Below are 25,976 nucleotides of genomic sequence, written 5' to 3' on the forward strand. Positions count from 1 at the left end.
ACCGGGCGGCCGACGCCTATCCATGCAACTGGGCCTGATCGGACTCGGACGGATGGGACAGATCGTCGTCGAGCGTACCATCGCGGCGGGCCACGAGGTCGTCGCCTTCGACCTGGACGAGGACGCGGTCGCGGCGGCGGCCGACGCCGGTGCCGACCCCGCCGACTCGATCGACGACTTCGTCGACCGACTCGACGACGACAAGCGCATCTGGCTGATGGTCCCCGCCGGCGATGCGGTCGACGTCACCCTCGAGGAACTCGAGCCCCACCTGGACGGTGACGATATCGTCGTCGACGGCGGCAACTCCAACTTCGAGGACTCCGTCCGCCGCGCCGAGGCCTGCCCCGCGGCGTATCTCGACTGCGGCACGTCCGGCGGCCCCGCCGGTGCCGAACTCGGCTTCTCGCTGATGGTCGGCGGTCCCCAGTGGGCCTACGACGAACTCGAACCGGTCTTCGACGCCGTCGCCACCGGTCCCGACGGCCACGAACGGATGGGCCCAGCCGGCTCGGGCCATTACGTCAAGATGGTCCACAACGGCGTCGAGTACGCCCTGATGCAGACCTACGGCGAGGGGTTCGAGCTGCTCCACGAGGGGCGGTACGACCTGGACCTCGAGAACGTCGCGTCGGTCTGGAACAACGGCGCGGTCATCCGTTCGTGGCTGCTCGAACTCTGCGAGGAGGCGTTCCGCGAGGAGGGAACCGACCTCGGGACAGTCGCCGATCGCATCGAAGGCGGCTCGACCGGCACCTGGACCGTCCAGGAGGGGCTCGAACAGGAGGTCCCCCTGCCGCTGATCTACACCGCGCTGGCCGAACGGTTCGGTTCGCGGGCCGACGACGGCCGGTTCTCGCGACGTCTCGCAAACCGACTCCGGTACGGCTTCGGTCGGCACGAGGTCCCGAGACGGAACTGATTGTGCGCTGACACCGCACGCCGGAGACGCGAGTACTTGATCCGGATCGGTCGTGACAGCGATTCGACCGGCCGCGTCGAACCGTTCTTTTATCCGGAACCGGCGCAGGGAAATATTGAGTCATCTTCTTTACTCTCCGACCCGGATCGGCGGCTATGAACACATCTCAGTCGCCATCCGCTTCGGGAGAGATGTCTATCAGCATGACCGTCATCGACCTCGTCGCTCAGGCGGACGGCGCCGATCCGCTCGAGACCGAGCCGCTGTACCACGCGATCGATCCCGACCTCCTCGACTCGCTTCCCGACGCTGACGGCTTTTCACGCCTCGAGTTCTCCTATCAGGGGTACACCGTTTCCGTCACGGACGGTACCGACGGCGTCGAGATCTCGCTCGCGGAAACGGGTGTTTCGGTCGACGGGTCGAGCGGGGACCTCATCGACACCGAGTTTTCGACGTAGTCTCGACGCTGACGGGGGAGTCGTGTCGGGAACGGGCAATCGTCGTATTTTCGCTGTGGTTCTGCTCTCTCGAGGGCGCGTCGCTCAGTGGCTGCGAGTTTGGTCTCGAGCCGGGGTAGTAGGCTCGAACGCAACCGGTGGCCGCTCGCTCGAGCGCTCACAGGAGATGCCACCACTCCGAGCAGTGGTGTCGGTTTCGACGAACGCCGATCGAGTTCCTCGTTCGGTCAGTCCCAACGTGATTTGGGGACAGACGTATTATCGGTACCACGGTATACAGAAGTACGGCAGGGCGACGCGCGACATTGAAAGTCACTTAATTTCGCGTGCCACGTCCCCTGCCAGCGTACCACTTCTCACGCAGCCCCGATCAGTATCCGAGAGGCATCCCGAAAGATATCCGACGGTCGATAGCGCTGCGCGACGACGATCGTCGGAACCGGACTCGAGTGCCGTCGAACTCGAGCCCGGCGGCTCGCAGTAGCCACTCTTATCAATATATTGTCCGATTGAACTTATATGAACAGGCGGCCGGTACTCTACGGGAGCGGTGCAGTATTCATACCGGCACTCGCCGGTTGCTCGAGCGACGAGACCGACGCCGATTCCGACGGTGACGGCGACGATGACGAACCGGAAACGGTCGTCGACGTAACGATCGCCACCGCGTCGAACTACAGCGTCGACGCCGACGCGGGAGACGTGATCTCCGTCGACGTCACGGGATACGACGGGGGTGCCAGTATCCGTATCGTCAACGTAGATGGGGCCGTCGAATCGATCTACCGCGAAACCGTCGAGGCCGACGCGTCGTTCGATGTCGCGATCGAAGACGCCGGCACGTACGAAATTCGAGCGGATCCAGATGGCAAGACGAAGATTCGGGCCCGACTCATTCGCTCGTAGGCAGCTACCGATACCGCCGGCCGCCGACTGTATCGACCCCGATCGCCGAGCGAGTACGGCGATGGGATTCCGTACTCGGCCTCGAGAACCCCGGATCTCAGTCGTCTTCGGTCTCGCGCTGGCGCTCACGCTCGAGCGCCTCCGGCTCCGGGCCGCGATAGGCCGTCGTCAGCGAGCCGCCGGGAGCGGCGATCGAGAGGCCGCTGGAATCGCCGTCGGGTCGATACGGGATCGCCAGCGCTACGCGTCCTCCTCGGGTTCGTACTCCGCGTAGATGCGGTCCATCCGAGCGGCCATCACGAAATCGGTCTTGTGGAGTCCGTCGATCTTGTGCGTCCACATCTCGATCGTTACCTCGCCCCACTCGAGTTGGATATCCGGATGGTGCCACTCCTCCTCCGCCAACTCGCCCACCTCGTACGTGAACTCGAGGGCGTCTCGGAAGTCCTCGAACGCGTACGTTCCCTCGAGGTGGTGGTCGTCGACGACGTCCCAGACGTCGTCGCGAATCTCCGCGAGGAAGTCGGCGTACTCGTCGAACTCGAGGGGTTCGTCTTCGCTCGTACAGGCCTCGCACTCCTGGTCGGCGAGCGCTGGTTCGGACATGGATGACACTACGACCGGGAACGACGTGAAGATTCGGGGAGGCCGTGTCGTCTCGAGCCGGTCGCGTTCCTGCCACTCGTTTTATCCCTGCGTCCGCACAACGTCAGCAGTACCGACTATCATCGATGGGAGGAGAAAAACGCAACATTGCGGTTCGGTTCTTCGGCGGTGCGGGGGACTACACTGTTGTCCTCGAGCGATTCTGTACGTACGTCCTCACCGAAAATCCGACAAAAACAGGGGTTCTCGAGTGGGTCAAAGCGAATACGCGGGCGACGAGCGACGAGGGGATCCGCGACCGACTCGCCTTTCTCGAGTCGATTGGGCTGCTCGAGATCGAGCCGGAGCGCGTTCGACTCACGCCGCGGGGTATCGAGTGGCTCTCGGAAACGGATCCCGAAATCCTCTACGAACTGCTCTCGAGCGCCGTGTACGGATTCGACACGGTGCTCGAGGCGCTTCTCGATGGACCGAAGACGGACGACGAGTTAGGAGATGCGATCGAATCCGACCACACCGAGTTCGATTGGAACGACGCATCCGGCCCCGCCCAACACAGGGGGTGGTTGCAGAGCCTCGGCTACGTCGAGCGAGCTGCGCCGGAAAACTCGTTGACTGAGAGCGGCCGGCAACTGGCGCGGCGGCGGTCGTCCGAGCACCCGCATCTCGAGCGGGGCGAATTCTACGCGCAAACCGAACTCGAGGACGCGTTCGACACCAGTTTCGGCTCCTATATCAAGGGGATCAGCCCGCGCACGGACGACGAGGGTGCGCTGTCGTACATCATCCTGAAAGCCCGCGAGGACGGGCCCTACGGCGACGAGATCGACGGTGAGCGGTTCACTTACATCGGCGAGGGCGTTCCGGAGAAGGGAGACCAGCGGCTGACCGGTGCCAACAGCGCGCTCCTCGAGCAGGCCGACCGATCGACGGTCCCGGTGTACTTCTTCTACCAGCCGGCTGATAGCGACGAACTCAGATACGAGGGGCTGGTCGACGTCGTCGGTTCCGAACGCGTCTCGCTGGACGAGCGGATGGTCTACCGGTTCACGATGGATCGACTCGAGATCGAGCCGGCCGAGTTCGAGGCGTTCTCGGAATCGGTGTCCGACAACGTCGCGGACGACGAGACCGACGAACCGGCTCTCACCGACGACGAGGCGGAATTCACCGAGGTCCAGCGACGGGTCCGCTCGAGTGCATTTCCGAAGAAAGTCACGTCCGCCTACGACGGCCGGTGTGCGATCTGTGGGAAATCGCGTGAATCCCCGGACGGCGTGATCGATATCGAGGCCGCACACATCTATCCGAAGCGGGCGAACGGCCGCGACAACGTTCGAAACGGGCTCGCCCTCTGTCGGCTCCACCACTGGGCGTTCGACACCGGCTGGCTCGCGGTGGCCGACGATTATCGGATTCTGGTCGCCGATCGCCCCGACCTCGAGGGTTACGAGGAGTTCGCACCCCTCGAGAACGAGTCGCTCACGCTCCCCGACGCCGAGGACCTCCGTCCGCATGCGACGTTCCTCGCCGCCCATCGGGATCGACACGGGTTCGAATCGCCGTGATCGAGTTCAACGAGTACCGGCCGCTCCAGCCAGTCCGAAGTCGAGCACAGTCACGGTCGGAAACGCGATAGCTGGGGCTTCGTTCGTACGTTCACGGGATAGTGGTCGCGAAATGGGGCGAATCAAACGGGCTCCCGAAGCGCCCAGACGTCCTTGAGCGGCTCGAGCCGGTGGGGTTCCGCTCCCCGCTCGGTGAGGATCCCAGTGTGGTACAGCATCGCTTTCAGCTGGAACACCGTCGGCGAGTGGTAGATGGAGCCGTCCTCGAGCGCCGAGCGCCGAAGCTCGCCGTCCTCGGTCAGTACCCGGCTTCGGACGCCATCGTCTCCCCGGATGAACAGCTCCACGGTGAGCGACGGGTGGAGTTCGTGCAGATAGGTGACCGCGTCGACCAGTGACGGCTCCGTGATGCCGTCCTCGTGCATGGTCTGTAACTCCGTGACCAGCAGTTCGGTCGCGGGATAGGCGAAGAGCACCCGCCGGGCCAGCCGGCCCCACGCGGGCGCGAGATCGATGAACCGCGCTTGCGATCGGTACCAGTCCTCGAACTCCGCGAGGGCCGCCTCCGCGGAGCCACAGCGGGCCGTGGCGAATCGGACGACTTCCTCGCCGAGCGACGTCAGTTCGACGCCCTCGACACCGACGCCGTCCTCGATCAATCCCAGAAACGCGGCACCCTGTCTGGCGCTTTTCACGGCGCTCACGACGTCGTACTCCGACAGTAGCGCCGCGGTGTCGCCCGCCGCGTAGTGGGCCAGCGGATAGCCGAGGTAGTTCTTCGGATGGTTCAGTCCGAACGACGCGTCCGCGACCCCCTGCGCGCTCGCCTGGAATCGCAGCGCCGTCGCCTCGCTCGTCGTCCGATTGCCGACGACGCGGGGCACCTCGAGCGGCTCGACTGCCCCCGCGGAATCGACGCCGAGAACGCCGACGTTCAGCTCTCGCGCGAGCGTCCGATCGGTCTCGGAGATCGCGGCCGCCGGCGCGGCGAGATACGCCGCGTTCGCCTCGTGGAGGCGATCGTAGGCCTGGACGATCCCGCGTTGCGTGTCGACGCCGCCGCTCGTCTCCCCCTTCGCTTCGATGGCGATCAGCGGCGGCTCATCGCCGAGGCGTTCGACGGCGAGGAGATCGGACTCGAGGGTTCGAACCCCGACGAGATCGGGGTAGCCGCCGCCGATTCGGACGTGGTTAAACGGGGCCAGAGCGTCGCGAATCGCCGGATCGACGGGGGTCCCCGGAAGCCACTCCGCTTTCGAGAACTGGGTGTCGGCCACCGCGTAGGCGGTCGACTCGTCGTCCGCCGGAAAGAGCCGCCGCTTCGCGTGGGCCAGCACCTGCGGTTCCGAGAGCGACCGGGCCGCGCTACTCATGGCTCCCTATTGGCCAGCCGTCCCAATAATGTTCTGGCGACGGGGCGACCGAACCGGTTCACTCCTCCTCGACGGCGAACGCACCCGGCTCGAGTTCGGTCGTAATCCCGGCGAAGACGGCTCCCGTTCCGAGCAGCGCGAGGACGATCCCTCCCGCCCACGGAACCGATCCGTCGTCGGCGAACGCGACGAGCCAGCACGCGCCGACGAGGACGAGGCCGCCGGCGACGATCAGCCGAACGAACCGCTCCATGGGCGTCGTTTCGTCGTCCCGAGCCAAGTATCCCGGTGCCCGAGTCCGAGAACAAGCGTTAGTAGCTCGAGGCCCCACGTCCCTCTATGAGCGAGAGCGAGGCGACGCTCGTCTACGACGACGATTGCGGCTTCTGTACCTGGTGGGCCGACTACTTCGACGAGCGGATGGCCCTCCGCATCGTCGGCTTCAGCGACCTCCCCGACGAGTTACGTGCGCGACTCCCCGACGAGTACGAGGACTGCTCGCACCTGGTGACCGACGACGAGGTATACTCCTGTGGCGCGTCGATCGAGGAGGCGCTCACCCGCACCGACGTCGGCGGCCCCGTCGACGACGTCGTCGAGTTCCTTCGGCAGTTCGAGGACTACGAACGGTTCCGCGAGCGCGGCTACCGGTGGGTCGCGGACAACCGTGACCGCTGGGGCCGATACCTCTCGAAGACGCCGCCGGCGCGTCGGGGGTCCGAGGACGGCTGAACCACACCCAAACCTGCGCTATCGAAATCGCGACTGACGAACTCGCAACTCCTCGAGCGAGACCGGCTGCACGTACGTCCCGACGCGCTCTCGTGACCACCAGCGGCCGCTTTCGCTCCGCTCCTCGGGCGTGGTGTACCGGTAGTGGTACCGGACCGCTCGGACGTGTGTCGGCGGCTCCCCGTCGAACGGGTCCTCGGCGAGCAGCGCGAGCGTCTCCGCGTCGGCCTCGAGCAGTTTCGCGAGGAATCGCGGGAACCACGGACTCCGGCGCGGGGTCGGCGACATGGCGGCGAACCACAGCTGCCAGTCGAGCCGGAGGTGATAGGGCGCGACCTGCGGCGGCCGGCGCTCCGGATCGGTCGGCTTCCCTTTGAACCGATATGACCGCCACTCCGTCTCCGGCGTGAGTTCCTCGTCGGTGGTTCCCTCGACGACGATCTCGTAGCGCTCTCGCGTTATCGAGCCGAACGCGCCGTAGGTGTTGACGAGATTGAGCGGATCGAACGACGTGTTCATGAGCTGGCTCTCCGAGAGCATGTTTCGCACCGGCTGGACGCTCAGGACGAGCACGATCACGGCCAGGATGACCGCGAGGGCCTCGAGATAGAGCGGCGTCGGCGCGGTCGCGGGCGCGGAAATCGGGAGCGCGGCCGCGAGCACGCCGTCGCTAAACGTCGGAATCGCCAGCACGATCGTGAGCGCGTTCAGCCAGGCGAAGTTCCCCGTGACCATCAGCCAGCCCTGAAAGCCGATCGTCGCCAGCCCGGCCAGCGCCGACAGGGGTTGTGGTGCGAAGTAGCAAAACGGTATCAGGAGCTCGAGGACGTGGTTTCCGAACGTCTCAACGCGGTGAAACCGATCCGGGAGGTGGTGGGCGAACCAGCTCACGGGGTTCGGGATCGGCTGGGTCTCGTAGTGGTAGTCCATGGCGGTCAGATCCCGCCAGCAGTCGTCGCCGCGGAGTTTGATGAGCCCGGCACCGAACATGTTGCGAAACAGCACCCACTGCAGGAGCAAGATCACGACGAACGGCGGTGCGACCGATCCCGCCCCCAGAAAGATGGCGAGAAACCCGGTCTCGCAGAGCATCGACTCCCAGCCGTAGCCGTAGAAGGTCTGGCCCGCGTTCACGAAGGAGAGATAGAGCGCCCACAGCGCGGCCCACAGGGCCATCGAAACCGGCGTCGCGAATCCCGCGGGGAGCCAGTATGGCGCTCCCACGAGCGTCAGCGCCGAGAGCACCACGCCGGTCCAGGCCGCGATACCGATCGCCCGGTCGCTCGGCACGACGTGGAAGAGGCTCGGCCGGTCCCAGAACGAAACCCCGTTGGCGTACCGCTCGAGCGGCAACAACCCGTCCTCGCCCGCCAGCGGTCGAAACTGACGCGCAGCGACGAGAAAGGCGAGCAGGTACAGCAGCGCGAGGCCCCGCTGGAAGACGAACCGGACGAGCCAGTAGCCGTCGCCCTGCCACATAGTCGACCGTCACTCCGTGGACGGCCAAAGGAGTGACGCGTGCGTCCGCTGTCGACTCTTGGTACTCGATTTTGATGGGGTTCACCGGTCGACCGTGTCCTCCGACTGCTTTTGCATACTGGGAAAACAGTTGCATATCATGCAAGACCGAGTCCAAGCGAAATTTCGGTCCGAGAAACAGGTCCGGCCGAAACGGAGCAGTCACTCGTACCGATAGCGCAACACGCCGCCGGCGACCGCCACGACGAGCCCGCCGGTCGCGAGGATTCCCAGCCCCGGCGCGTACGAGCCGGTGAGGTCGTACAGCATCCCGATCAGTACCGGGCCGAGGAAGCCGCCGATCTCGCCGACAGCGAAGATGAATCCCACGGCCGTGCCGGTCAGCCGCGCGCCGATCCCCTCGAGTTCCGGTGGAATGGCCCGAATGAGCGGCGACAGGCCGCCGAAACCGAAACCGGTGACGAGGACGCTTCCGAGAAGCACGAGCCCGAGGCCGCTCGAGAGCACGCCCGAAATTCCGAGACTAGCGACGAGCCCGCACACCATCAGGGCGGTGCGGCGAGCGCCCAGTCGGTCGGCGACCGCGGGGACGGTCAGCACGCCGACGACGTTGGCGGCGACGAGCAGGCTCGTCGTCCGTCCCGCTCGATCCGGCGAGTAGCCCCGTGCCTCGAGCAGCGTCGGGAGCCATCCCTGCATTCCGTGGGCGATCAGCAGATACATCGTCCCGATGACGACTACGAGCTGTAGTTCGCGGTGGGTGAGCACGAGCGCGAGATCCCGACGAACGGCGGCGAGCGAGAGCGACGAGTCCGCCGCGTCGGCGTCGTTGGCCGCGCGATTTCGGGCGTCGATCCCCAACCGGCGAGCGACGACGAACCACAGGATGCCGTAGCCGACCGCGACGATCCCGCTCCAGAAGAACAGCTCGCGCCAGCCGCCCAGCAGCGGGCTCAGAATTGGCCGCCCGACGGCGAACGCGCCGGCCGTTCCCGCCGACGCGCCGACGAGATAGATCGAGGACGGGAAGCCGGTCTCGTCGGGCGGAAACAGCACGGAGACGAGTTTCGGCAGCCCGAAGGTGATGGCCGTCGCGCCGACGCCGATCAGCAGCGTCGCCGCGAGCAGCGACGGAAACCCGGCCGCGAAACTGCGCCCAATCTGGGCGACGCCGTAGATCAGGACGCCCGCCGCGAGGCTCCGACCTGGCCCGACGCGGTCGATGATCAGGCCCGTGAACAGCGCAATCGGGATGTAGGTCAGCGGGACCGCACCCGCGACGACGCCGGCCTGCGTGCCCGAGAGCCCGAGGTCGTCGATGATCGTCGTGAGGGACGCCGGCAGCGAGAACCAGATAAACATCAGGCAGGTGTAGCCGCCCGTCCCGACCACGACGGCCGCGTACGCGCGACGCCGACTCATCCGGTCGTCCATCTGAACGTGGATGGGACGCGGTGCCTCGAGTAAGTTGGCTTCGCGGAACGACTGCCCGCAGTCCGCGGCCGCAGTTCTTTCCGCCCGTCTCTCGTCCGTCGTGCTATGACGCCCGACGAACGCGCCTTCCTCGAGCGGGCCCGCGTCGGCTCGCTGGCGACGGTCGACGAGGAGAATCGCCCGCATGTGGTGCCGATCTGTTTCGCGCTCCTCGAGCGTCCACAGGTGGCGAGTCCGACGGCTGTGACGAATCGGACGGCCTCGAGCGAGTCACGGAGCGCTGACGGCGGAGCCAACGGCCGAATCGTCTCGGCGATCGACGAGAAGCCGAAAGCGACCCGCGACCTCCGGCGTGTTCGGAATATTCGGACGAACCCGCAGGTGACGGTGCTCGTCGACCGCTATCGCGAGGACTGGTCGCGGCTCGCATGGGTTCAGGTTCGCGGTCGCGCGCGGATTCTCGAGCCTGAGGTCTCAGGACACCATTCAGCCGTGCACGCACTCGAGTCAAAGTACGACCAGTACGCGGCCCACGACCTCGACGAGCGGCCGATCGTTTCGATCCGCGTCGATCGAACCGTTTCGTGGGGCGCGCTCGAGGACCCCGAGGAGAGCGTCGAAGAGGAATGGCGGCCGTGACGGTCAGTCGTCGACGAGCGATCGCTCCGCGTTCCCGACGATGAGGAGGGTGCCGACCACGACGGCGACGGTCGTCACCAGCGGGTTCACGATGCCGAGGACGGCCGGCGGGATGGCGATCACGTTGTAGACGAACGCGAGCCCGAGGTTCTGCCTGATTCGGTTGCGTGCGGCCCGCGCCAGCGCGAACGCCCGCTCGACCGAAGCGAGGTCGTCGTCGACGATCGCCACGTCGGCCGCGTCGGCGGCGAGCGCGGTGCCGCTCCCCAGCGAGATACCCAGATCGGCCGCGGCGAGCGCGGGCGCGTCGTTCGTCCCGTCGCCGACCATCGCGACCCGATCGTCGCCTTTCATCCGCCTGACGGCCGCCGTCTTCCCGTCGGGCGAGACGCCGGCGAAGACGTGATCGACGCCCGAGTGCCGGTCGAAGACGTCGGCCGATGTCCCGTCGTCGCCGGTCAGGACCACGATATCGACCCCGTCCGCGTCCAGGGCTGCGATCGTCTCCTCCCACGCCTCGCGGGGTTCGTCGCCGACGATCACGACTCCTTCCGCCGCCCCGTCTCGGCCGACGACGACCGGGAGCCGACCCGCTGCTCGAGCGCGCTCGAGTCGCGCCTCGAGCGTCTCACCGAGCGTCCAGCCTCGCTCCCGGAAGAGGTCGGGATGGCCGACCAGCACCGTTCGACCGTCGACGGTTCCCTCGACGCCGGTCGCGTGGGTGTGGAAGTCACGGACCGTTCGGTCACCCGCCGCGGCCGCGCCGCCGTCCGCACGAGCCGACCCGCTCGCGTCGCCGTCGTCGCGATCGCCGCCCCCGTCGCCACCACCGCTTCCGTCGAACGCATCCGCGATCGCCGCCGCCGCCGGGTGGGCCGCGCGCCGCTCGAGGGCCGCGGCGGCCGCCAGGAGGTCGCCGGGCGCGTCGGCCTCGAGCACGGACATCTCGCCGGTCGTCAGCGTCCCGGTCTTGTCGAAGACGACGATGTCGATCGCGCGCAGGCGCTCGAAGATCGTCTCGTCGAAGACGACGATCCCGCGCTCGAGTGTCGACTCGAGGCTCGCCGCGACGGAGTACGACGTCGCGAAGCCGAGCGCCCACGGGCTCGCGACCATGAGAGTCATGCAGACGGCCAGCGCGGTCGTCAGCCCGCTCGCACCGAGGAGGAGGGACCCCGCACCGACGACGACGGCTGCGGCGAGGACGATCGGCACGAGGGTCGCGGCGAGTTCGTCGCCCCGGCGCGTCACGCCGTGGTCCGCGCTCTGGACGTTCCAGACGATCCGCGTGAGCCGGTCGATGCTGCTGGTCGTCCGCTCGCCGACGTCGACGACAGCCGCGTCGGTCGTGACGACCGAGCCGCCGACTACGTCGTCGCCCTCGCGTTTCGTCACCGGGAGCGATTCCCCGGTCACGACGGCCTCGTCGACCGCACACTCGCCCTCAGCGAGCGTCCCGTCGACGGGAACCCGCTCCCCCTCGCGGACGAGTACCCGATCGCCCGACTCGAGGTCGGCGACGGGAAGTTCGGTCGTGGAGCCGTCCGACGCGTACAGCCTGGCCGTGTCGACCTGCGAGACGGTGAGGTCGGTCAGTCGGTCCGTCGCGCGGCGTTTGACCGTCGCCTCGTAGTAGGTCGCGCCCATCACGATCGAGGCGACGACGATCGTCAGATCGAAGTAGAGATCGTTGCGTCCGAGTCCGGAGACGGCGACGCTGTAGACGTACGCGCTGCAGATCGTCAGCGCCGCGAGCAGGTCCGTCGTCGGCCGTCGGAGTTTCAGGCTCACGTACGCGCCCCGCAGGAGCGGTCCACCGGTCAGATAGAGGATCGCAGCCGTCATCACCAGAAACAGGGGCATGTACATCGGGCCGCTGAAGCCAGTAAAGGCGTCGTCGAACTGCGAGAGCGCGCCCCAGTCGGTGAAGTCGGTCAGAAACATCGGATAGAGGACGGCCAGAAACGGCAACAGGAGGAAGGAGCCGAAGACGACGCCGACCACGTACCGCATCTCGAGCATGTCGTCCGCGCGGCGCTTCCGGAGGCCGGACATCTCCCGCGAGCGCCGCGTTCCACCGGTCTCGTCGTCGGCCGTCGCGTCCTCGCGCAGGTACGCCGTGTAGCCGACCGTGCTCAGCGCGTCCTCAAGCGCGTCCGTCGAAACCCGCTCCGGCTCGTGGTCGACCCGGACCGTCTCCGTGACGTAACTCGCCTCGGCGTCGCTCACGCCGGCTTGGTCCTCCGCGACGGCCTCGAGGAACGCCTCGCAGGTCGCGGAGTGCATCCCGTCGACTCGGAAGAAGGTGCGGACGGTTTCGTCTCGATCGGTATCGTCCGTACCGCCGTCGGTCATGTCACCGCTGTCGGTCCCGCTATCGCCGTCGCCCGCGCCGAACTCGGCGGCGACGTCGCGACAGCCGGTCGAACAGAAATCACTCACCGCAGACTCGCCGACCGTCTCCGAGAGCGGCGAGCCACACAGCCGACAGCGGTCGCGCCGGTCGTCGCCCGCGCGTCGATTGCTCACGGTAGTGACTGCGGGTTCGACGGCAATAATGGTGGTCGATTCCGATGGCCTCGTTGTCAGCCGGCGGCCCGCCTCGCTCTCTCAGGTCGTGTCCAGATCGAGTCGGGAGAACGTCCACGACGCGATCGAACTCGACTCGAGGTCGATCTCGTCGCCGAGATTCCGCGCGAGGAGCGTCCGAGAGGTCGGCTGGATCAGCGCGGACAGCGGGAATCGGGTATCGGGGTAGAACCGGAACCGGAGCGGTGCGGGCAGCGTTTCCCCGAACGCCTCGACGTAGTTTCGGTCCGCACAGTCGCCGAGCGCCGAGACGAGCAGGCGGTTGAGCGTCGCAGGTTCCGATTCGACCGTTCGAGGGAGCGTGTCGATGATTCGGGCGTACTCGTCCCCGCTCGAGACGACGAGCGCGGCGATCGGGTGACCGTCCCGCCGGGCGACGTAGGCCGCGTAGGAGTGTACGGGGTTGTCGAACCGCCAGCGATAGAACGCCGCAGTCCGGTTCGTGTGGATCGCTTCGGGAATCGACCGTCGATAGATCGCCGCGAGCGTCTCTGCCGGCGGCGTCTCGTAGTACTCGACTTCGAGTTCGGAATCGGATTCGACGAGCAACCGATCGCTGGCACGCTGGGAGGTCGCGATGGCGTCCTCGAGCGTGTCCGTGACGGCGGTGGCCGGACCGTCGTCAGTCGGCTGGGCGTCAGTAACGTCTCTCCTCGGCCCGGCGTTGATCCGGTCCCCAAGGGCGCTGATGGGGTTTTGTGGCCGGTAGTAGGCCGGCACCGTCCCGATCTCCCGCCAGCCGTGCGCCAGGTTGCCGGGCTTCGAGTTCTCGTTCGGGAAATTGAAGAAAAACGACGGTTCCCCGTCGGTGTAGCGCTCGATGGCCCGTTCGTTCATGCGACCGAACAGGCCGCGCCCGCGATGATCCGGGTGAACCATCGTATCGCAGGGCTGGAACGCGGACCGGACGACCCCGCCGATGCGCATCTCCTGGGCGAAAAACGACCGAAACCCGACTGGGACGCCGTCCTCGATCGCCACGAGGATCGGGACGTGATCGACGTACGGGTTCTCGCTGAACTTCCAGCGAAACCAGTCCGCGTTCCGCTGGTGGCCGAACACTGATTCGTACAGTGACAGGAACGCCGATCGGTCATCGGATTCGAACGCGCGGACGGTGTATCTCGTCGCCGTTCGTTTGCGTGTACTCATGGTGGTGGCCGTTTCACGGCTGTCTGCAGGTCGACCGAGAGATGTCCCGCAATGCGGTCGTGATAATCTGCTATTCCCGTCGGAGTGGAATGGTGGTTTGCCCTGAATACGCCGATCCGACAGGTCGTGAATTACTCGATTGATTCGACTAGTAATCGGTCCGCTCGAGCCGACGAACAGCGGATCTCGAGCGGTCAAGAACTCGATACGATCGTCGCTCCATCCGTCTCGAGACTCGGCGTTCCGTCGATCGCACTCCGATCGGTCGTATTCCGATTGGTCGTATTCCGGTCGATCGTGCGGTACTCGATCGGCCTCACCAACGCTCGGCGACAGTCCCGTCCTCGCCGACCGCGACCGCCCGCTCGCCGTCCGCATCGACCGAGACGGCCAGCAGCGACTCGGGTGCACGCGTGTCGACCTCTTCCCACTCGGCCTCGACCCGCTCGTGGATCACTCCGTCCGCGTCGCAGACGATCGTTTCCCCCTCGCGGCGAGCGATGCCACAGATAGCTTCCTCGCCGACCCGCTCGGGCGTCCACGTCGAGCCGCCGTAGCGGTGGACGACGCCATCGTCGGCGCTCACCAGACAGTCGCCCCGCCCCAGCGTCGCGAGGTTCTCGAGCGTCCCGCCGGCCCCGACGGGCCCGATGCGATCGAAGGAATCGCCGCCGTCAGTCGTCTCGAAGACAGCATCGTTCGTATCGCAGCAGTAGCCAATCGACGCGTCGGCGAGGGCGATTCCGCTCAGGCTCGAGCCGCTGCCGGGTGTGACGGGCTCGTCCCACGAACACTCGTCGTCGCGATAGCGCCCGCGGAGGACTTCGCCGGAGCCGTTGATCAGCAGTATCGTTTCGTCGCCGTTCGGACCGGCGACGGCGACTCCCGGCCAGTTGTCGGTAATTCCCGCCGGGGCCGAGTAGTCGGTGTGACGGCCGGTATCGGCCTCGAGCCGGCCGACCGCGCCGCTATCGCCGGCGATCCAGACGACCTCGCCGCCAGCGGTCGCGTCGACGCCGCTGAGGTTCTCGCCCTCGGCGGCCGGGCCGTCCTCGAGGACGACCGTCCACTCGCCCTCGGCGGAGTCACCGTCGCCGGGGCCCGCAGCGAGGACCTGTCCGTCGTCGCCCACCGCGTAGACCGCTCCCGTTTCGGTGACGCAGACGTCCCGGAGCGTCGTTTCGGTGGGGACGTCGACGAGTTCCCAGCGCCGAGATCGCTCGGCCTGGGGCGCTCGGTCGGCTGCGGTCTCGCGGTCAGTCGCCGGGTCGGCGTTGCGACGCTGTTCCTTCGAAACAGTAGTAGCGCTGCCGGGTGCGCGGCTGGGTTCGGTGCCCTCCTCGTTCTCGGGCTCAGTGGTGGCCGCTGCCTCGGTGTCGCCTTCGGTTTCGGTGCGCTCGAGCGGCGCGGTCCCCGCCTCCGTCGCTCGCTCGTCGGTCGCGTCGGTCGCTGTGTCTCGCCGGCGGTCGGCTGCGGTATCGCCGTTGGACCGATCGGTCGACGGCTCGAGGACGTACAGCACGATCGGCGGCACGACGTAGGAGGCGAGCGCGAGCACGGCGAACCCGCGGTGGACGATCGTCAGCGTCCCGAAGGCGGTCATGCCGGCCGCCGCGACCGCGTGAACCCACGACTTCGCGTAGCGGCGAAAGAAGGGAACGAACCCGTCTCCGGTGCTCGAATCGTGGGTGGCCATTGGTGGAATCCGAGAGCTCGAATCCACCTATCCGACTGGCGATAAAAAGCGTGCTGCAGGCACGCGGCGACGGCGTGTGTCGGTCGAACGGTCCCCGCTGGACCTCCTCAGAACCCGTGGGTCTCGTCAATCAACACGAGCTGGGTCCGGTCGTCGATCCGCTCGTACTCGAGGGAGACCAGCTTGCCGACGACGCTGCCCTGGCCGTACACCTCTTCGGCGCGGGCGTCCTCGAGCGGATAGGCGAACTCGCGGACGCGCTCGACGGCCGTCTCCCAGTCGTCGACGATCTTGTTCGTGCTCCCGACCAGCAACAGGGTCTCCGCGCCGAAGGGCCACGCGCCGACGGCGTTGCCGAGCGCGTTCGCCCCGACCAGTTCGCCGCTCTCGGCGATCGCATTGACGCTGTCGATGAAAACGTCGGCGGTCGTCGCCTCCCGGCGCGCTCGGGATCGTTCCTCGTCGTCGTCGATCTCTCCGATCCGGTTTCCCAGGTAGTCGAAGCCGTCCGCGGCCTCGAGATCGTCGGTGACACCGATCTCCTCGAGCGTCGTCGAGTGGCCGTCCATCACGTCGGCTCCCGCCGGAATCTGCTCGCGGAGGTGCTCGCGGGCGGCCTCGCCGTCGTCGACGACGTGGACTGTGATGTTTCGATCCTCGACGTTCGAGACGACCGTCTCGATCGTTTCGTCGTCAGGGTCTCGATCGAAGCGCGATTCGTCGACCGCGAGTTCGTCCGCGAAATCGTTTTTCGTGTAGTAGTCGTCGCTCATCGGAGTATCGGCAATGCGACGGCTCGCGGGATCAAACCGGGGCACGCGAATACCGGCGACGAGGGCCGAGTGGGCTCGGACTACCGCCAGCGTTCGACGGTCTCGAGGGTCACGCTGAGGACGCCGTTGTTGTAGACGGCCTCGCGATCGTCGCCGAAGACGAGTTCGCGCGGGAGCGGCGTGACGATTCGTTCAGCGTCGTCGTTAGTGTCATGGTCAGCGCCGTCGGAGGCGACCCGGATCCGGAGGCGACGCGAGCCGACCTCGACCGTCACGTCCTCGAGGGCGGCGGGGGCGACGTCGACGGCGGCGCGTACCTCGTCGACCCGCCCGTCGTAGACGACCTGCGTGGGATACGGGAACGACGTCGTTTCGGGAGGCGAAGCGGAGGACACGGCCCCACGTTCCGACGACGGGCGGAAACGGATCCGGGTGGACAGTTGCGCGTTTGATAGTCGCGGTCCCGTCGCTGAAACCCATCTCCGCTGTCAGCACGCTTCGAAGCGCTTCTCGATTTCGCATCCTCCGAGTACGACACATCCTGCCACGCGACCCGTCAGAGATAGCCGAGATCCGCGAGCCGCTCTTTGGTCCCCGCTCGCATCTCGACCGCCTCCGACGCGCCGTCCTCCGATGCGCCGCCCTCCGACGAGTCATCCGCCGATCCGTCGGTCTTCTCGAACGGCTCGAAGCGCTCCTCGAGCCGCCTGCGAAGCGCTCGCACGCGCTGGGGCTCATCGTCGCTGATATCGGTCCGCTCGAGCGGGTCGGTCCGGACGCGGTGGCAGCGCTCGAAGCCGTCGTCGCCGCGGACGTACTTGTACTCGGCCGTGCGGACCGCCCGCAGCCGCCGGTCGAACTCCCGGACGCGGTCCGGAATCTCGCCGAAGCGGGCCTCGAGGCGCTCGATAGACGGTTGGGGAGCGACGTACTCCGCGAAGACGGCGTCGCGGGGCTCGGCGGCCGAATCGGGGTGGAGCGATCGACTCGACCACTGCTCGCGGAGCTCGGGGTCGTCGATTCCGGCCGTCTCGAGCAGCGTGGCTGGGAGGTCGAGCAACTGAACGAGATCCTGTCGTCGGCCGCCGCCGGCGCGGTGACCGCCGGTGAAGGGGCCGCCGTGGAACACGAGCGGGACGTTGAGCAGGGTGTCGTAGAGGTTGTACTGGTGGCCGAAGAAGCCGTGTTCGCCGATGTGCTCGCCGTGGTCGCCACAGACGACGAAGAGGGTGTCCTCCCACTCGCCGCTCTCCTCGAGTGCGGTTCGAAGCTGCCCGACCTGCTGGTCGACGTAGGCGAGCTCCGCCCGATACAGGCCGCGGAGGAGGGCGAACTCGTGGTCGGAGATGTAGTAGTCCTCGCAGTCGTAGGCGCGGGGATCCTGCCTGATCGCGGTCGCTTCCTCGTAGCTGGCACCGCGGGGGAGGAATCGCTCGGCGTACTCCCTGGGCGGATCGTACTGGACGTGGGGCTCGATGAAGTTACAGAACAGGAAGAACGGCCGGCCGTCGTCGCGGCTCCGGAGCCAGTCGGCGATCCAGTCGGTCGCTCGATCGGAGCCGTCGTCGCCGGCGGGCTGCAGGAGTTCGCTGTAGAGGATGTTGGCGGCGTTGACGAACGGGTTGCCGTCGAAGAGCCGGTTGCGGGTCGCGGTCAGTTTCTCACGGAGGTCTTCGCCGCGGACGACCGCGCCCATGTCGGCGTCGGACTGGATGTACTGCCAACCCTTGCGAAGGTCGTCGAATCCGCGGTCGAAGCCGAACTCCTCGGTGATCCAGGTGTTGTTCGAGACGCCGATCGTCTGAAATCCCGCGTCGGCGAAGGCCCCGGGGAGGGTTCGCAGCTCGTCGTCGAGATACGTGTGGCCGCCGTGCGTGCCGTGTTCGGAGGGGTACGTCCCGGTGAAAAACGACGCGTGAGAGGGGAGCGTCCAGGGCGCGGTCGCGAAGGCGTTCTCGAACGCGGTTCCCTCGTCGGCCAGCCGCGTTAGCGTCGGCGTCGGGTGTGCGCCGGCGGAATCGGCTTCGGCCGTGGCCGCCTCGTTGCCGGCCACGTCGTCCTCGGTCTCGGCCTTGGGGCGATCGGTCGGAAGCGGCTGCATTCCGACGCTTTTCGCCCGGGCCGTATCGAGAACGACGAGGACGACGTTCCGCACAGTGCTATATGACTCGGCATCACGTCCGTTAGAGTCCGACATTGGTGACTACTTCCACGGCAAGCAGGGAAGGTCACCGGGCCGGAGTATGCAGGGCTCTATCCGAAGATATCGTCCGCTTTTCGGGTGAAAACCGTCGATTTCGGCCGCGCTCGATATCGCCGCTGCCCGCTGAGCAGACTCCCGCTCCCGGCGCGGGTATTCATCTGCCGGTCGAATATTCATCCGATCGGACACCGTAGGTATCGTGAGCGGATCACTGGTGATCCGGCGGCACGCCAGCCGGCCGAGTAGCGGCTTGCCAGCGAGCCGATGTGACGGTCGAGGCTCACCAGCACTGTCGCTCGGAGGCTTTCCGATGACCACAAACCACGAAAACGACGCGGCGACGGACGATTTGATGGACACGTTCGACGACATCGACGACCTCGAGGATCTCGAGGAACTGGAGTCCCCGATCGGCGATGCCGCCTCGGTGGCGGCCGACGCGCTCGAGAGCGGGACGCTCCCGCTGATCGGCGGCGGACTCGCGCTAGTGGCTGCGATCCGATCGATGGCTGCGAATCGCCGGCGGGCGATTCCGCTCGCCATCGTCGGCACCGGGCTCGTCGGTTTCGGGCTCAGCAAACGTGGCTCGAGCGGCGAGCCCGCGACCGAGACCGATGTGCCGGACGTCGAAGCGGGGACCGACGGAAAGGAGACCGCGGACGAAGCCGGCGCCGCCGCCGAACGCGTCGATTCGGGGCGAGAATCCGAGATCCAGTCCGACGGTGATATCTCGGCGGAACCGGGGATCGACGATGCGGACGACTCGAGTTCCGAGATCGATTTCACTGAAGAGCCTGACGAGGACGAATCCCGGTCTCGACCCGATCTCGGGGCGGACGAGGAAGAGCCCCGACGCAAGACCGATACCGACGGGGTCGAGGTCGACGTCTCCGACTCGGCGATGGCCGACGAGACCAGCGAGGCGACGGGGCCGGATCCCACCCAGGCCCAGCCGACCCAGACTGAGGACACCGAACCGGAGGAGAGCCCCGCGGACGACGCCTCCCACATGAAGGTCGATCCGCCGGACGCGGACGAATCGGACTCGGAAACGAACGAGACTGACGCCGCGGACGCGACGGAGTCGGGCGAAAGCGAGCGGTAACCCCTTCTCGCGGCTGCGACTGGTGCCAGCGGAACTGGTCGCCGCTCGAGCGGTTGATCGCGGCTTTCTCGAGGGACTCGCTTCTCAGGGGTGGGCCAGGCCACCATCCACAGCGCGCGTGCCAGTAGCCTCGAAGCGAAGCGCGGGTCGGCAGTGACGGCCGAACTACCGCGACCGCGAGGGCACCCGTCCTCGGAGACTGTCGACGCGTTGGAGACGGTACAGCACGGGCGCGGTGACGAATGCGGCGACGATCACTCCGAGAGCGCCGCTGCCGGCGAGCACCAGCGCGGGCCAGTAGTAGCCCGAGAGGGCGACGAGGGATGCGATCACGGCGGCGACGACGACGGCTCTCGCGGTGAGGACGCGGCTGCTTCGGATCGGGCCGCGTCCGTCGTCCAGCGCTCGAGCGAGGAGGGCGAGTTGCCAGCCGGCGAGCGCGCCGAGGGACGTTCCGAACAGGAGGACGGCATCGGGATCGGTGTTACTCGTCACGAGGGCGACGGCGGCGAGGCCCGTCGCGAGTCCGAATCCGAGCGTGCCGCGGCGTCCAGGATAGCGATCCAGAAGTTGCCAGACGAGGAGCAGGAATACCAGTCCGACGGCGACGCCGGCGACGACGTCAACGAGGTAGTGGACGCCGAGACCGACCCGCGAGAGACAGACGGCGGTCACGAGCCCGGCGGCACCGAGGTATCGCTGTCGACGCGTGCCGACGGACAGATATTCGGCCAGACTGATGTAGACGACCGTTGTCATCAGTGCGTGGCCGCTCGGAAACCCGTAGCCGGTCGCCGTCGCAGTGGCCTGATACAGCGGATGGACCGTCTCCGGAAGCGCCCCGACCTCCACGAGCACCCGCTCCGGCCGCGGGAGCGCGAAGACGTGCTTCAGGCCCGTGATGAGCGAGAGCCCGGCGAGCAGCAGGCCGAACACGGCGGCGGCCTCGTCCCGGCGCGTCGTCGATACCCAGTAGACGGTCCCAACGACGAGGCCGAGAAACCAGACGTCCCCGAGTTGCGTCACCAGCCCGAGCAAGACGATGGCCCACTCGGGGGCGACCTCCCGGAACGCGTCGAACCAGTCGAGCCCTCGAGACATGTCCCATACTACGGGCGACGAGATACATAAACGGTTTCGATGGGCGAGACGGCGTCCCCGTCGCCGCGTACGGCTATAGTAGCCACTGAAACGATTCACACACTGGTCGTAACACAGTCGTGCGATCAGATGTGTATTGACTTTCAGTGGCTACTATATACGACCCTGCCGTCCGGACCGGAAACGTGCGCCCGAATCACCGATCGATCGGCAACTGTTAACTGTGGCGGCGTCCGGAGACCGGACACATGGCGATCGATGGATGGCGGTCGACCGTCGGCACCGGGACGGCCCGCCGACCGGCGCCGGAACGTGACTGGAAGACCGTCGTCGGGGCAGCGATCGCCGCACTGGTCGCCGCGCTCGAACTGCAGCCCTCCCGGTGACGAGATGGCCGTTCGTCGTCTCCTGCCGGGGTTCGTCGCCCTCTGTCTCGGCGCGGTGCTGGCGCGGGCGCTCGCCCAGTCGCTCGGATTCAACCGGCTGCTCCTCGCTATCGCGCTCGGGTTCGCCGCGACCAACGTCATCGGTATCCCGACCCGGCTCGAGCCCGGTCTCGCGACGCACAACCTGTGGTTGGGGGCCGGCATCGTCCTCATGGGCGCGTCGATATCGCTCGACACCGTCCTCGCGGTCGGCGGGCCGGTCTTCCTCCTGGTAGTCGTTGCGGCCGCGCTCTCACTCCTCTTCGTCGAACTGCTCGCGCGAAACGTCTTCGGACTGACCGAGCGATTCGGCTCGCTGCTCGCGGCCGGTGCCAGCATCTGCGGCGTCTCCGCGGTCGTCGCGGTCGCCGGTGCCATCGGCGCGCGAGAGGAGCAGATCGCCTACGCGGCGGCGACGGTCCTGCTGTTCGACGCGATCACGATCGTCGTCTACCCGATCGTCGGCGATCTGCTGGACCTATCCGGGACGGTCTTCGGGATCTGGGCCGGCGTCAGCATGTTCTCGACGGGCCCCGTCGTCGCGGTCGGCTTCGCTCACTCTGAGGCGGCCGGACAGTGGGCGACGATGACGAAGCTCTCGAGAAACGTGCTGATCGGCGTCGTCGTGCTCGCGTACGCGGGCTACTACAGTCGATCCGGGGGCGGCAGTCGCCCCTCGCTCCGGACGCTCTGGGACGAGTTTCCGACGTTCGTTCTCGGCTTCTTCGCGGTGGCCCTCATCGCGAGCGCCGGCCTGTTCTCCGCGGCACAGCAGGCGTCGATCGAGCACGCATACGACTGGCTGTTCGCGCTCGCGTTCGTCGGTCTCGGGGCCGAAATCCGCCTCGGTAATCTCAGGGCGACCGGGCTGGTGCCCGCTCTCGCCGTTCTGCTGGCGCTGCTCGCCAGTAGTGCGCTCTCGCTGACGGCGCTGCTGGTGTTGTTCTGACGGCCGGCTCCGAATCCGACTGCGTCCCGTCGACGGTCGCAGTGATATTTCCACCGCCGGCCGCGGGGGGCGACCGTCACCGCGGAACATACTTGGTGATGAGCGCGAAATCGATCAGCATGGAGAACGGAGAATTCGAGGGATACGGCGGTCGGCACGTTCCAGAACCGCTTCGAGAGCCGCTCGAGCAACTCGCGGCGGCCTACGACGACGTCGCGAACACCGACGAGTTCCAGTCCGAGTTGCGCGGCCTGCTCGAGGAGTTCGCCGGCCGGCCGACGCCGCTGTACTACGCGCGGAATCTGAGCGAGCGCTACGACGCCGAAATCTACCTCAAGCGCGAGGACCTGCTCCACGGCGGCGCGCACAAGATCAACAACTGTCTCGGGCAGGCCCTGCTCGCCAAGCGGGCCGGCCGGGAGCGGCTGATCGCCGAGACCGGTGCCGGACAACACGGCACCGCGACCGCGATGGTCGGCGCGCTGTTGGGCCTCGAGACGGAGATCTACATGGGGAAGAAGGACGTCGAGCGCCAGGAGATGAACGTTTTCCGGATGCGACTGATGGGTGCCGAGGTCAACGAAGTCACCCGGGGCGACGAGGGGCTCGCGGACGCCGTCGACGCCGCGCTCGAGGACTTCGCCGAAAACGTCGACGACACCCACTACCTGGTGGGCAGCGTCGTCGGCCCCGATCCGTTCCCGCGGATGGTTCGGGACTTCCAGAGCGTCATCGGACGCGAGGCCCGCGAGCAGATTCAGGATCGAACCGGCGACCTCCCCGACGCCGCGGTCGCCTGCGTCGGCGGCGGCTCGAACGCGATCGGCCTCTTCCACGCCTTCCGCGACGATCCTGTCGACTTCTACGGTGCAGAGGGCGGCGGGGAGGGATCGGACTCGAGTCGGCACGCGGCCCCGCTCGCGAAGGGAACTGACGACGTCCTGCACGGTATGAAGACGCGCGTCATCGACGACGATGTCGACGTTCACTCCGTCTCCGCGGGCCTGGACTACCCCGGCGTCGGCCCCGAGCACGCCATGTTCCGGGCCGTCGGTCGCTGTGAGTACACGGGGATCACCGACGACGAAGCGCTCGCGGCCTTCCGCGAACTGAGCGAGACCGAGGGGATCATCCCCGCACTCGAGTCCAGCCACGCGATCGCTCGCGCGATCGAACTCGCCGGGGAAGGAGACCACGAGACGGTTCTCGTCAACCTCTCGGGTCGTGGCGACAAGGACATGGAGACGGCGGCGGCGCAGTTCGATCTCTGAGCGGTGACTCCGAGCGCGGCGAGCGTCAGTTCGGCGCTCGAGGGACCGACTCCGTCACAGGTGTGCCCGAACGCGATCCCGCAGGTGTGCCGCCTCGTCGGGATCGAGCCGATCCCGCGGCAGCGACAGCGCCACGTCGTCGTCCGCGAAGCGAGGCACGAGGTGGACGTGGGCGTGGTCGACGGTTCCGACCAGCGGCCCGCTGGTGTGAAAGACGCTGAATCCGTTCGGTTCGAGTGCCGCCTCCAGTGCGGTCGAAACGATTCGGACCGTGTCGAAGACGGCTGTCGAGACCGATTCGTCGATCGTCAGTACGTCTTCCTCGTGGACGCGCGGAATAACGAGACTGTGTCCGGGGGCGGCCGGATTCCGGTCGAGAAACGCGATCGTTCGCTCGTCTTCGCGGAGGACGTGCGCCGATCGATCACCGCTGTGGATCTGACAGAACTCGCAGTCGTCGTGCATGGCCGAACTCTCTTCCGAACCGACATATAGGTATCTCCGCTCGACGGTCGCCCGTCGGCGTTCGACACGAACCGGCTCCTACAGAAGCCCGTGTTCGTCCTGTAGCGTTCGATACAACTCGAGATACCGATCGGCCACCGCCGACCGATCGTACTCCGCGAACGCCTCGTCGTACGCGCGGTGCTCGAGGTCCCCCGCCGCGAGGATCGCTTCGGCCAGCTCGTCCTCGCTGGTGGTCCGGAACCCCCGGTCCCAGCCCTCGACGAGTTCGTGGGCGCTCGAGTTCGCGTGGTACTCGACGATGCCGACGCAGCCCGCGGCGAGCGCCCACAGCATCTCCGTCGGGAAGACGCAGTGATCCGCGGTCTGGGCGAAGACGTGCGCCCCGCGGTAGGCCGCGATCCGCTCCTCGAGATCGCAGTCACCGACGAACGTCACGCGGTCCTCGATCCGGAGATCCCGTGCGAGGCGCTCGTAGGTATCCCGCTCGGGGCCGTCGCCGATGACGTTGGCCTGCCAGTCGCGGCCGCGGAGTTCGGCCAGTCCCAACAGCAGGCTCTCGAGGTTGGCCCCTCGTCGAGCCGGCGGGCGTAGATCACGTCGACGTCCTCGCCCGGCTCAACGCGCTGAATTCGGTCGCAATCGATCGGGTTCGGGACGGTCTCGACGATATCGCCGTCGGCCCCAATCTCTCGGACCCACGTCCCGACGAGTTCGGAGGGCGTGATGATCCGACCGGGTCGGCCCGTCGCCAGACGGGTCCACCGCGTGTCGCTCACGCCGTCGTCGCCGTACCACTCGAGAACCAGCGGCGCGCGAGCGAGCGTCGATCCCCAGCTGGCCGCGAGCACCTGACTCGACGGCTGTGCGCTGGCGTGGATCACGTCCGGACTCGCGGCCGCGAGGACGAACGGCAGCCGCAGGAGGAACGAACTCCGGGCCTCGGTGCCGCTCGAGACCGCGTGATAGGTGACGCCGTTGCGCTCGAACGTCGACTCCTCGCCGGCCCAGAACCCGGCGCAGTAACAGTGGACGTCGTGGCCGCGTTCCGCGAACAGCTCGCAGACGGTTCGAAAGCGCTGGTTCGTCTCGGTATCGCGGTGATAAACCGTTTCGAACGAGACGAACGCGATTCGCATATTCGGCCGCCACGTAGCCCCGGGCTATAAAGTCACTTTTTTCGTCCGATTCGTCGGCTCGAGGAGCGCGAGTTTCGTCCGCAATCGCCGCTCGAAACCGACGGAGAGGCGACGATCGGTGACCGTTTTCGGCCACACTGAGACGGATTCGGTCCGGATCGATCATTCGTCGCTCTCGTCGCCGGGAAGAAGGTCCTCGAAGAACGATCCGACTCCCTCGAAGAAGCCGCCATCGGTGTCGTCCGAATCGTCGTCGTCCGTGCTGTCGTCGTCGTCCGTGCTGTCGTCGTCGCCCGTGCCGTCGTCGGTCTCGTCACTATCGGTCTCCGATTCGCTGTCACTGCCACCGTCGTCGCCGTCATCGGTTGCCGTATCGTCGTCGCTCCTGTCCTCACTCGTCCCAGATTCCGGATCGTCGACGGTCTCTTCGTTCGTGTCGTCACCGTCCTCGGCCTCCCGCGCGTCGTCTTCGGTTTCGTCACCCTCGGATTCGTCACTCTCGGTCGCGTCCCCGTCGTCAGTCTCGTCGCTCTCGGTCTCGTTGCCATCGTCCGTCTCGTCATCGACAGTTTCGTTGCCATCGTCCGTCTCGTCATCGTCTGCCTCGTCGCTTTCGTTGGTCTCGTCCCCACCGCCGGTCCCGTCGTCACCACCCTCGGTTCCGCCTTCCTCGGTCGAATCGTCCGCCGATTCGCCGTCCTCGAGGTCGCCACTCTCGTCCTCGGAGTCATCAGCCCCCGTCTCGTCGCTCTCGGCATCCTGTCCCCCCAGCGGTTCCGTTTCGCCGTCGACCTCGGGCGTTTCGCCTCCCTCGCCCACGAATAGCTCCGGGCCGACGGCTGCGACGGTCAGCCCGAACGCCGCGAGGATGATCACGGTCGTCACGAGGACGGTCCCGATCGACGACGAGTCGGTCTCACCTGCCATCGACCGTGTTCAGGACGGGAGACGGTATTGTTAAGCGCAGCCATCGGCAGCGCGGACCGCA

At 66.9% G+C, this 25,976-nt stretch carries 25 protein-coding genes and 1 pseudogene; 11 read left to right on the top strand and 15 right to left on the bottom strand.

Annotated features, from left to right (window positions below; all coding sequences use genetic code 11):
* The first annotated feature begins 22 nt into the window (after positions 1-22).
* The 4 genes from gnd to CP556_RS10010 all read left to right on the top strand — a co-directional run bounded on the left by gnd (position 23) and on the right by CP556_RS10010 (position 2,563).
* Complete coding sequence (gene gnd, locus CP556_RS09995) at positions 23-922, top strand: phosphogluconate dehydrogenase (NAD(+)-dependent, decarboxylating) (RefSeq protein ID WP_098725483.1); 900 nt, start codon at positions 23-25, stop codon at positions 920-922.
* A 203-nt stretch (positions 923-1,125) separates the two neighbouring features.
* A complete protein-coding gene (locus CP556_RS10000) occupies positions 1,126-1,383 on the top strand; it encodes a HalOD1 output domain-containing protein (RefSeq protein WP_098725484.1) in 258 nt (85 codons plus the stop codon).
* A 519-nt stretch (positions 1,384-1,902) separates the two neighbouring features.
* Complete coding sequence (locus CP556_RS10005; protein WP_098725485.1) at positions 1,903-2,289, top strand: hypothetical protein; 387 nt, start codon at positions 1,903-1,905, stop codon at positions 2,287-2,289.
* 61 nt (positions 2,290-2,350) lie between these two features.
* Positions 2,351-2,563 carry a hypothetical protein gene (locus CP556_RS10010; protein WP_098725486.1) on the top strand — a complete coding sequence of 71 codons (213 nt, stop codon included), beginning with the start codon at positions 2,351-2,353 and terminating at the stop codon, positions 2,561-2,563.
* Here the strand turns inward: CP556_RS10010 and CP556_RS10015 are convergent.
* Positions 2,530-2,895 carry a 4a-hydroxytetrahydrobiopterin dehydratase gene (locus tag CP556_RS10015; protein ID WP_098725487.1) on the bottom strand — a complete coding sequence of 122 codons (366 nt, stop codon included), beginning with the start codon at positions 2,893-2,895 and terminating at the stop codon, positions 2,530-2,532. The genes CP556_RS10010 and CP556_RS10015 overlap by 34 nt on opposite strands.
* A 125-nt stretch (positions 2,896-3,020) precedes the next feature.
* Here CP556_RS10015 and CP556_RS10020 point away from each other — a divergent pair, with 125 nt between their 5' ends.
* The gene (locus CP556_RS10020; protein WP_098725488.1) at positions 3,021-4,463 is read left to right on the top strand and encodes an HNH endonuclease; all 1,443 of its coding nucleotides are present in this window, start codon (positions 3,021-3,023) and stop codon (positions 4,461-4,463) included.
* 122 nt (positions 4,464-4,585) lie between these two features.
* On the opposite strand, the gene CP556_RS10025 is transcribed toward CP556_RS10020, so the two are convergent.
* Both CP556_RS10025 and CP556_RS10030 read right to left on the bottom strand, forming a co-directional pair.
* Complete coding sequence (locus CP556_RS10025) at positions 4,586-5,836, bottom strand: hypothetical protein (RefSeq protein ID WP_098725489.1); 1,251 nt, start codon at positions 5,834-5,836, stop codon at positions 4,586-4,588.
* Positions 5,837-5,894: 58 nt separating this feature from the next.
* On the bottom strand, positions 5,895-6,116 hold the full coding sequence (locus CP556_RS10030; RefSeq protein ID WP_343124871.1) for a hypothetical protein: 222 nt from the start codon (positions 6,114-6,116) through the stop codon (positions 5,895-5,897).
* Positions 6,117-6,175: 59 nt separating this feature from the next.
* On the opposite strand from CP556_RS10030, the gene CP556_RS10035 reads away from it, so the two are divergent.
* Positions 6,176-6,568 carry a thiol-disulfide oxidoreductase DCC family protein gene (locus CP556_RS10035; protein WP_098725491.1) on the top strand — a complete coding sequence of 131 codons (393 nt, stop codon included), beginning with the start codon at positions 6,176-6,178 and terminating at the stop codon, positions 6,566-6,568.
* Positions 6,569-6,586: 18 nt separating this feature from the next.
* Here CP556_RS10035 and CP556_RS10040 read toward each other — a convergent pair whose 3' ends face one another.
* Together CP556_RS10040 and CP556_RS10045 are read right to left on the bottom strand one after the other, a co-directional pair.
* Entirely contained in the window at positions 6,587-8,047 is a 1,461-nt protein-coding gene (locus tag CP556_RS10040; protein WP_098725492.1) for a lipase maturation factor family protein, read from the bottom strand.
* 201 nt (positions 8,048-8,248) lie between these two features.
* Positions 8,249-9,481: an MFS transporter gene (locus tag CP556_RS10045; RefSeq protein WP_098725493.1), complete on the bottom strand. Its 1,233-nt coding sequence runs from the start codon at positions 9,479-9,481 to the stop codon at positions 8,249-8,251.
* A 105-nt stretch (positions 9,482-9,586) separates the two neighbouring features.
* Here CP556_RS10045 and CP556_RS10050 point away from each other — a divergent pair, with 105 nt between their 5' ends.
* On the top strand, positions 9,587-10,120 hold the full coding sequence (locus CP556_RS10050; protein ID WP_098725494.1) for a TIGR03668 family PPOX class F420-dependent oxidoreductase: 534 nt from the start codon (positions 9,587-9,589) through the stop codon (positions 10,118-10,120).
* A 3-nt stretch (positions 10,121-10,123) separates the two neighbouring features.
* Here CP556_RS10050 and CP556_RS10055 read toward each other — a convergent pair whose 3' ends face one another.
* The 6 genes from CP556_RS10055 to CP556_RS10080 all read right to left on the bottom strand — a co-directional run bounded on the left by CP556_RS10055 (position 10,124) and on the right by CP556_RS10080 (position 18,527).
* A complete protein-coding gene (locus tag CP556_RS10055) occupies positions 10,124-12,649 on the bottom strand; it encodes a heavy metal translocating P-type ATPase (protein ID WP_098725495.1) in 2,526 nt (841 codons plus the stop codon).
* 81 nt (positions 12,650-12,730) lie between these two features.
* Positions 12,731-13,861 carry a GNAT family N-acetyltransferase gene (locus CP556_RS10060; RefSeq protein ID WP_098725496.1) on the bottom strand — a complete coding sequence of 377 codons (1,131 nt, stop codon included), beginning with the start codon at positions 13,859-13,861 and terminating at the stop codon, positions 12,731-12,733.
* Positions 13,862-14,177: 316 nt separating this feature from the next.
* Complete coding sequence (locus tag CP556_RS10065) at positions 14,178-15,557, bottom strand: WD40/YVTN/BNR-like repeat-containing protein (RefSeq protein WP_098725497.1); 1,380 nt, start codon at positions 15,555-15,557, stop codon at positions 14,178-14,180.
* Positions 15,558-15,664: 107 nt separating this feature from the next.
* Positions 15,665-16,330 (bottom strand): lactate utilization protein, encoded by a 666-nt coding sequence (locus CP556_RS10070; RefSeq protein ID WP_098725498.1) that lies wholly within the window; start codon positions 16,328-16,330, stop codon positions 15,665-15,667.
* Between the two features lie 80 nt (positions 16,331-16,410).
* Positions 16,411-16,725 carry an Hsp20/alpha crystallin family protein gene (locus CP556_RS10075; protein ID WP_098725499.1) on the bottom strand — a complete coding sequence of 105 codons (315 nt, stop codon included), beginning with the start codon at positions 16,723-16,725 and terminating at the stop codon, positions 16,411-16,413.
* 161 nt (positions 16,726-16,886) lie between these two features.
* The gene (locus tag CP556_RS10080) at positions 16,887-18,527 is read right to left on the bottom strand and encodes a sulfatase (RefSeq protein WP_098725500.1); all 1,641 of its coding nucleotides are present in this window, start codon (positions 18,525-18,527) and stop codon (positions 16,887-16,889) included.
* A 316-nt stretch (positions 18,528-18,843) separates the two neighbouring features.
* On the opposite strand from CP556_RS10080, the gene CP556_RS10085 reads away from it, so the two are divergent.
* Complete coding sequence (locus CP556_RS10085) at positions 18,844-19,638, top strand: prolipoprotein diacylglyceryl transferase (RefSeq protein ID WP_098725501.1); 795 nt, start codon at positions 18,844-18,846, stop codon at positions 19,636-19,638.
* A gap of 165 nt (positions 19,639-19,803) precedes the next feature.
* Here CP556_RS10085 and CP556_RS10090 read toward each other — a convergent pair whose 3' ends face one another.
* Positions 19,804-20,739, bottom strand: a complete 936-nt coding sequence (locus tag CP556_RS10090) for a phosphatase PAP2 family protein (RefSeq protein ID WP_098725502.1) — start codon at positions 20,737-20,739, stop codon at positions 19,804-19,806.
* Between the two features lie 248 nt (positions 20,740-20,987).
* On the opposite strand from CP556_RS10090, the gene CP556_RS25930 reads away from it, so the two are divergent.
* From CP556_RS25930 to trpB, 3 genes are all read left to right on the top strand, one after another.
* Positions 20,988-21,125: a hypothetical protein gene (locus tag CP556_RS25930; protein ID WP_176548164.1), complete on the top strand. Its 138-nt coding sequence runs from the start codon at positions 20,988-20,990 to the stop codon at positions 21,123-21,125.
* Between the two features lie 4 nt (positions 21,126-21,129).
* Positions 21,130-22,113, top strand: a complete 984-nt coding sequence (locus CP556_RS10095) for a YeiH family protein (RefSeq protein WP_098725503.1) — start codon at positions 21,130-21,132, stop codon at positions 22,111-22,113.
* Between the two features lie 119 nt (positions 22,114-22,232).
* Positions 22,233-23,384, top strand: a complete 1,152-nt coding sequence (trpB, locus tag CP556_RS10100) for a tryptophan synthase subunit beta (protein WP_098727357.1) — start codon at positions 22,233-22,235, stop codon at positions 23,382-23,384.
* Between the two features lie 54 nt (positions 23,385-23,438).
* Here the strand turns inward: trpB and CP556_RS10105 are convergent, their stop codons facing one another.
* The 3 genes and pseudogenes from CP556_RS10105 to CP556_RS10115 all read right to left on the bottom strand — a co-directional run bounded on the left by CP556_RS10105 (position 23,439) and on the right by CP556_RS10115 (position 25,915).
* Positions 23,439-23,849: an HIT family protein gene (locus CP556_RS10105; protein ID WP_098725504.1), complete on the bottom strand. Its 411-nt coding sequence runs from the start codon at positions 23,847-23,849 to the stop codon at positions 23,439-23,441.
* A 78-nt stretch (positions 23,850-23,927) separates the two neighbouring features.
* Positions 23,928-24,988 (bottom strand): annotated as a pseudogene (locus CP556_RS10110) (glycosyltransferase family 4 protein).
* 162 nt (positions 24,989-25,150) lie between these two features.
* Entirely contained in the window at positions 25,151-25,915 is a 765-nt protein-coding gene (locus CP556_RS10115) for a hypothetical protein (protein WP_176548165.1), read from the bottom strand.
* Between the last annotated feature and the right edge of the window lie 61 nt (positions 25,916-25,976).

Origin of the sequence: Natrinema sp. CBA1119 (assembly GCF_002572525.1) — an archaeon.
Classification (GTDB): Archaea; Halobacteriota; Halobacteria; order Halobacteriales; family Natrialbaceae; genus Natrinema.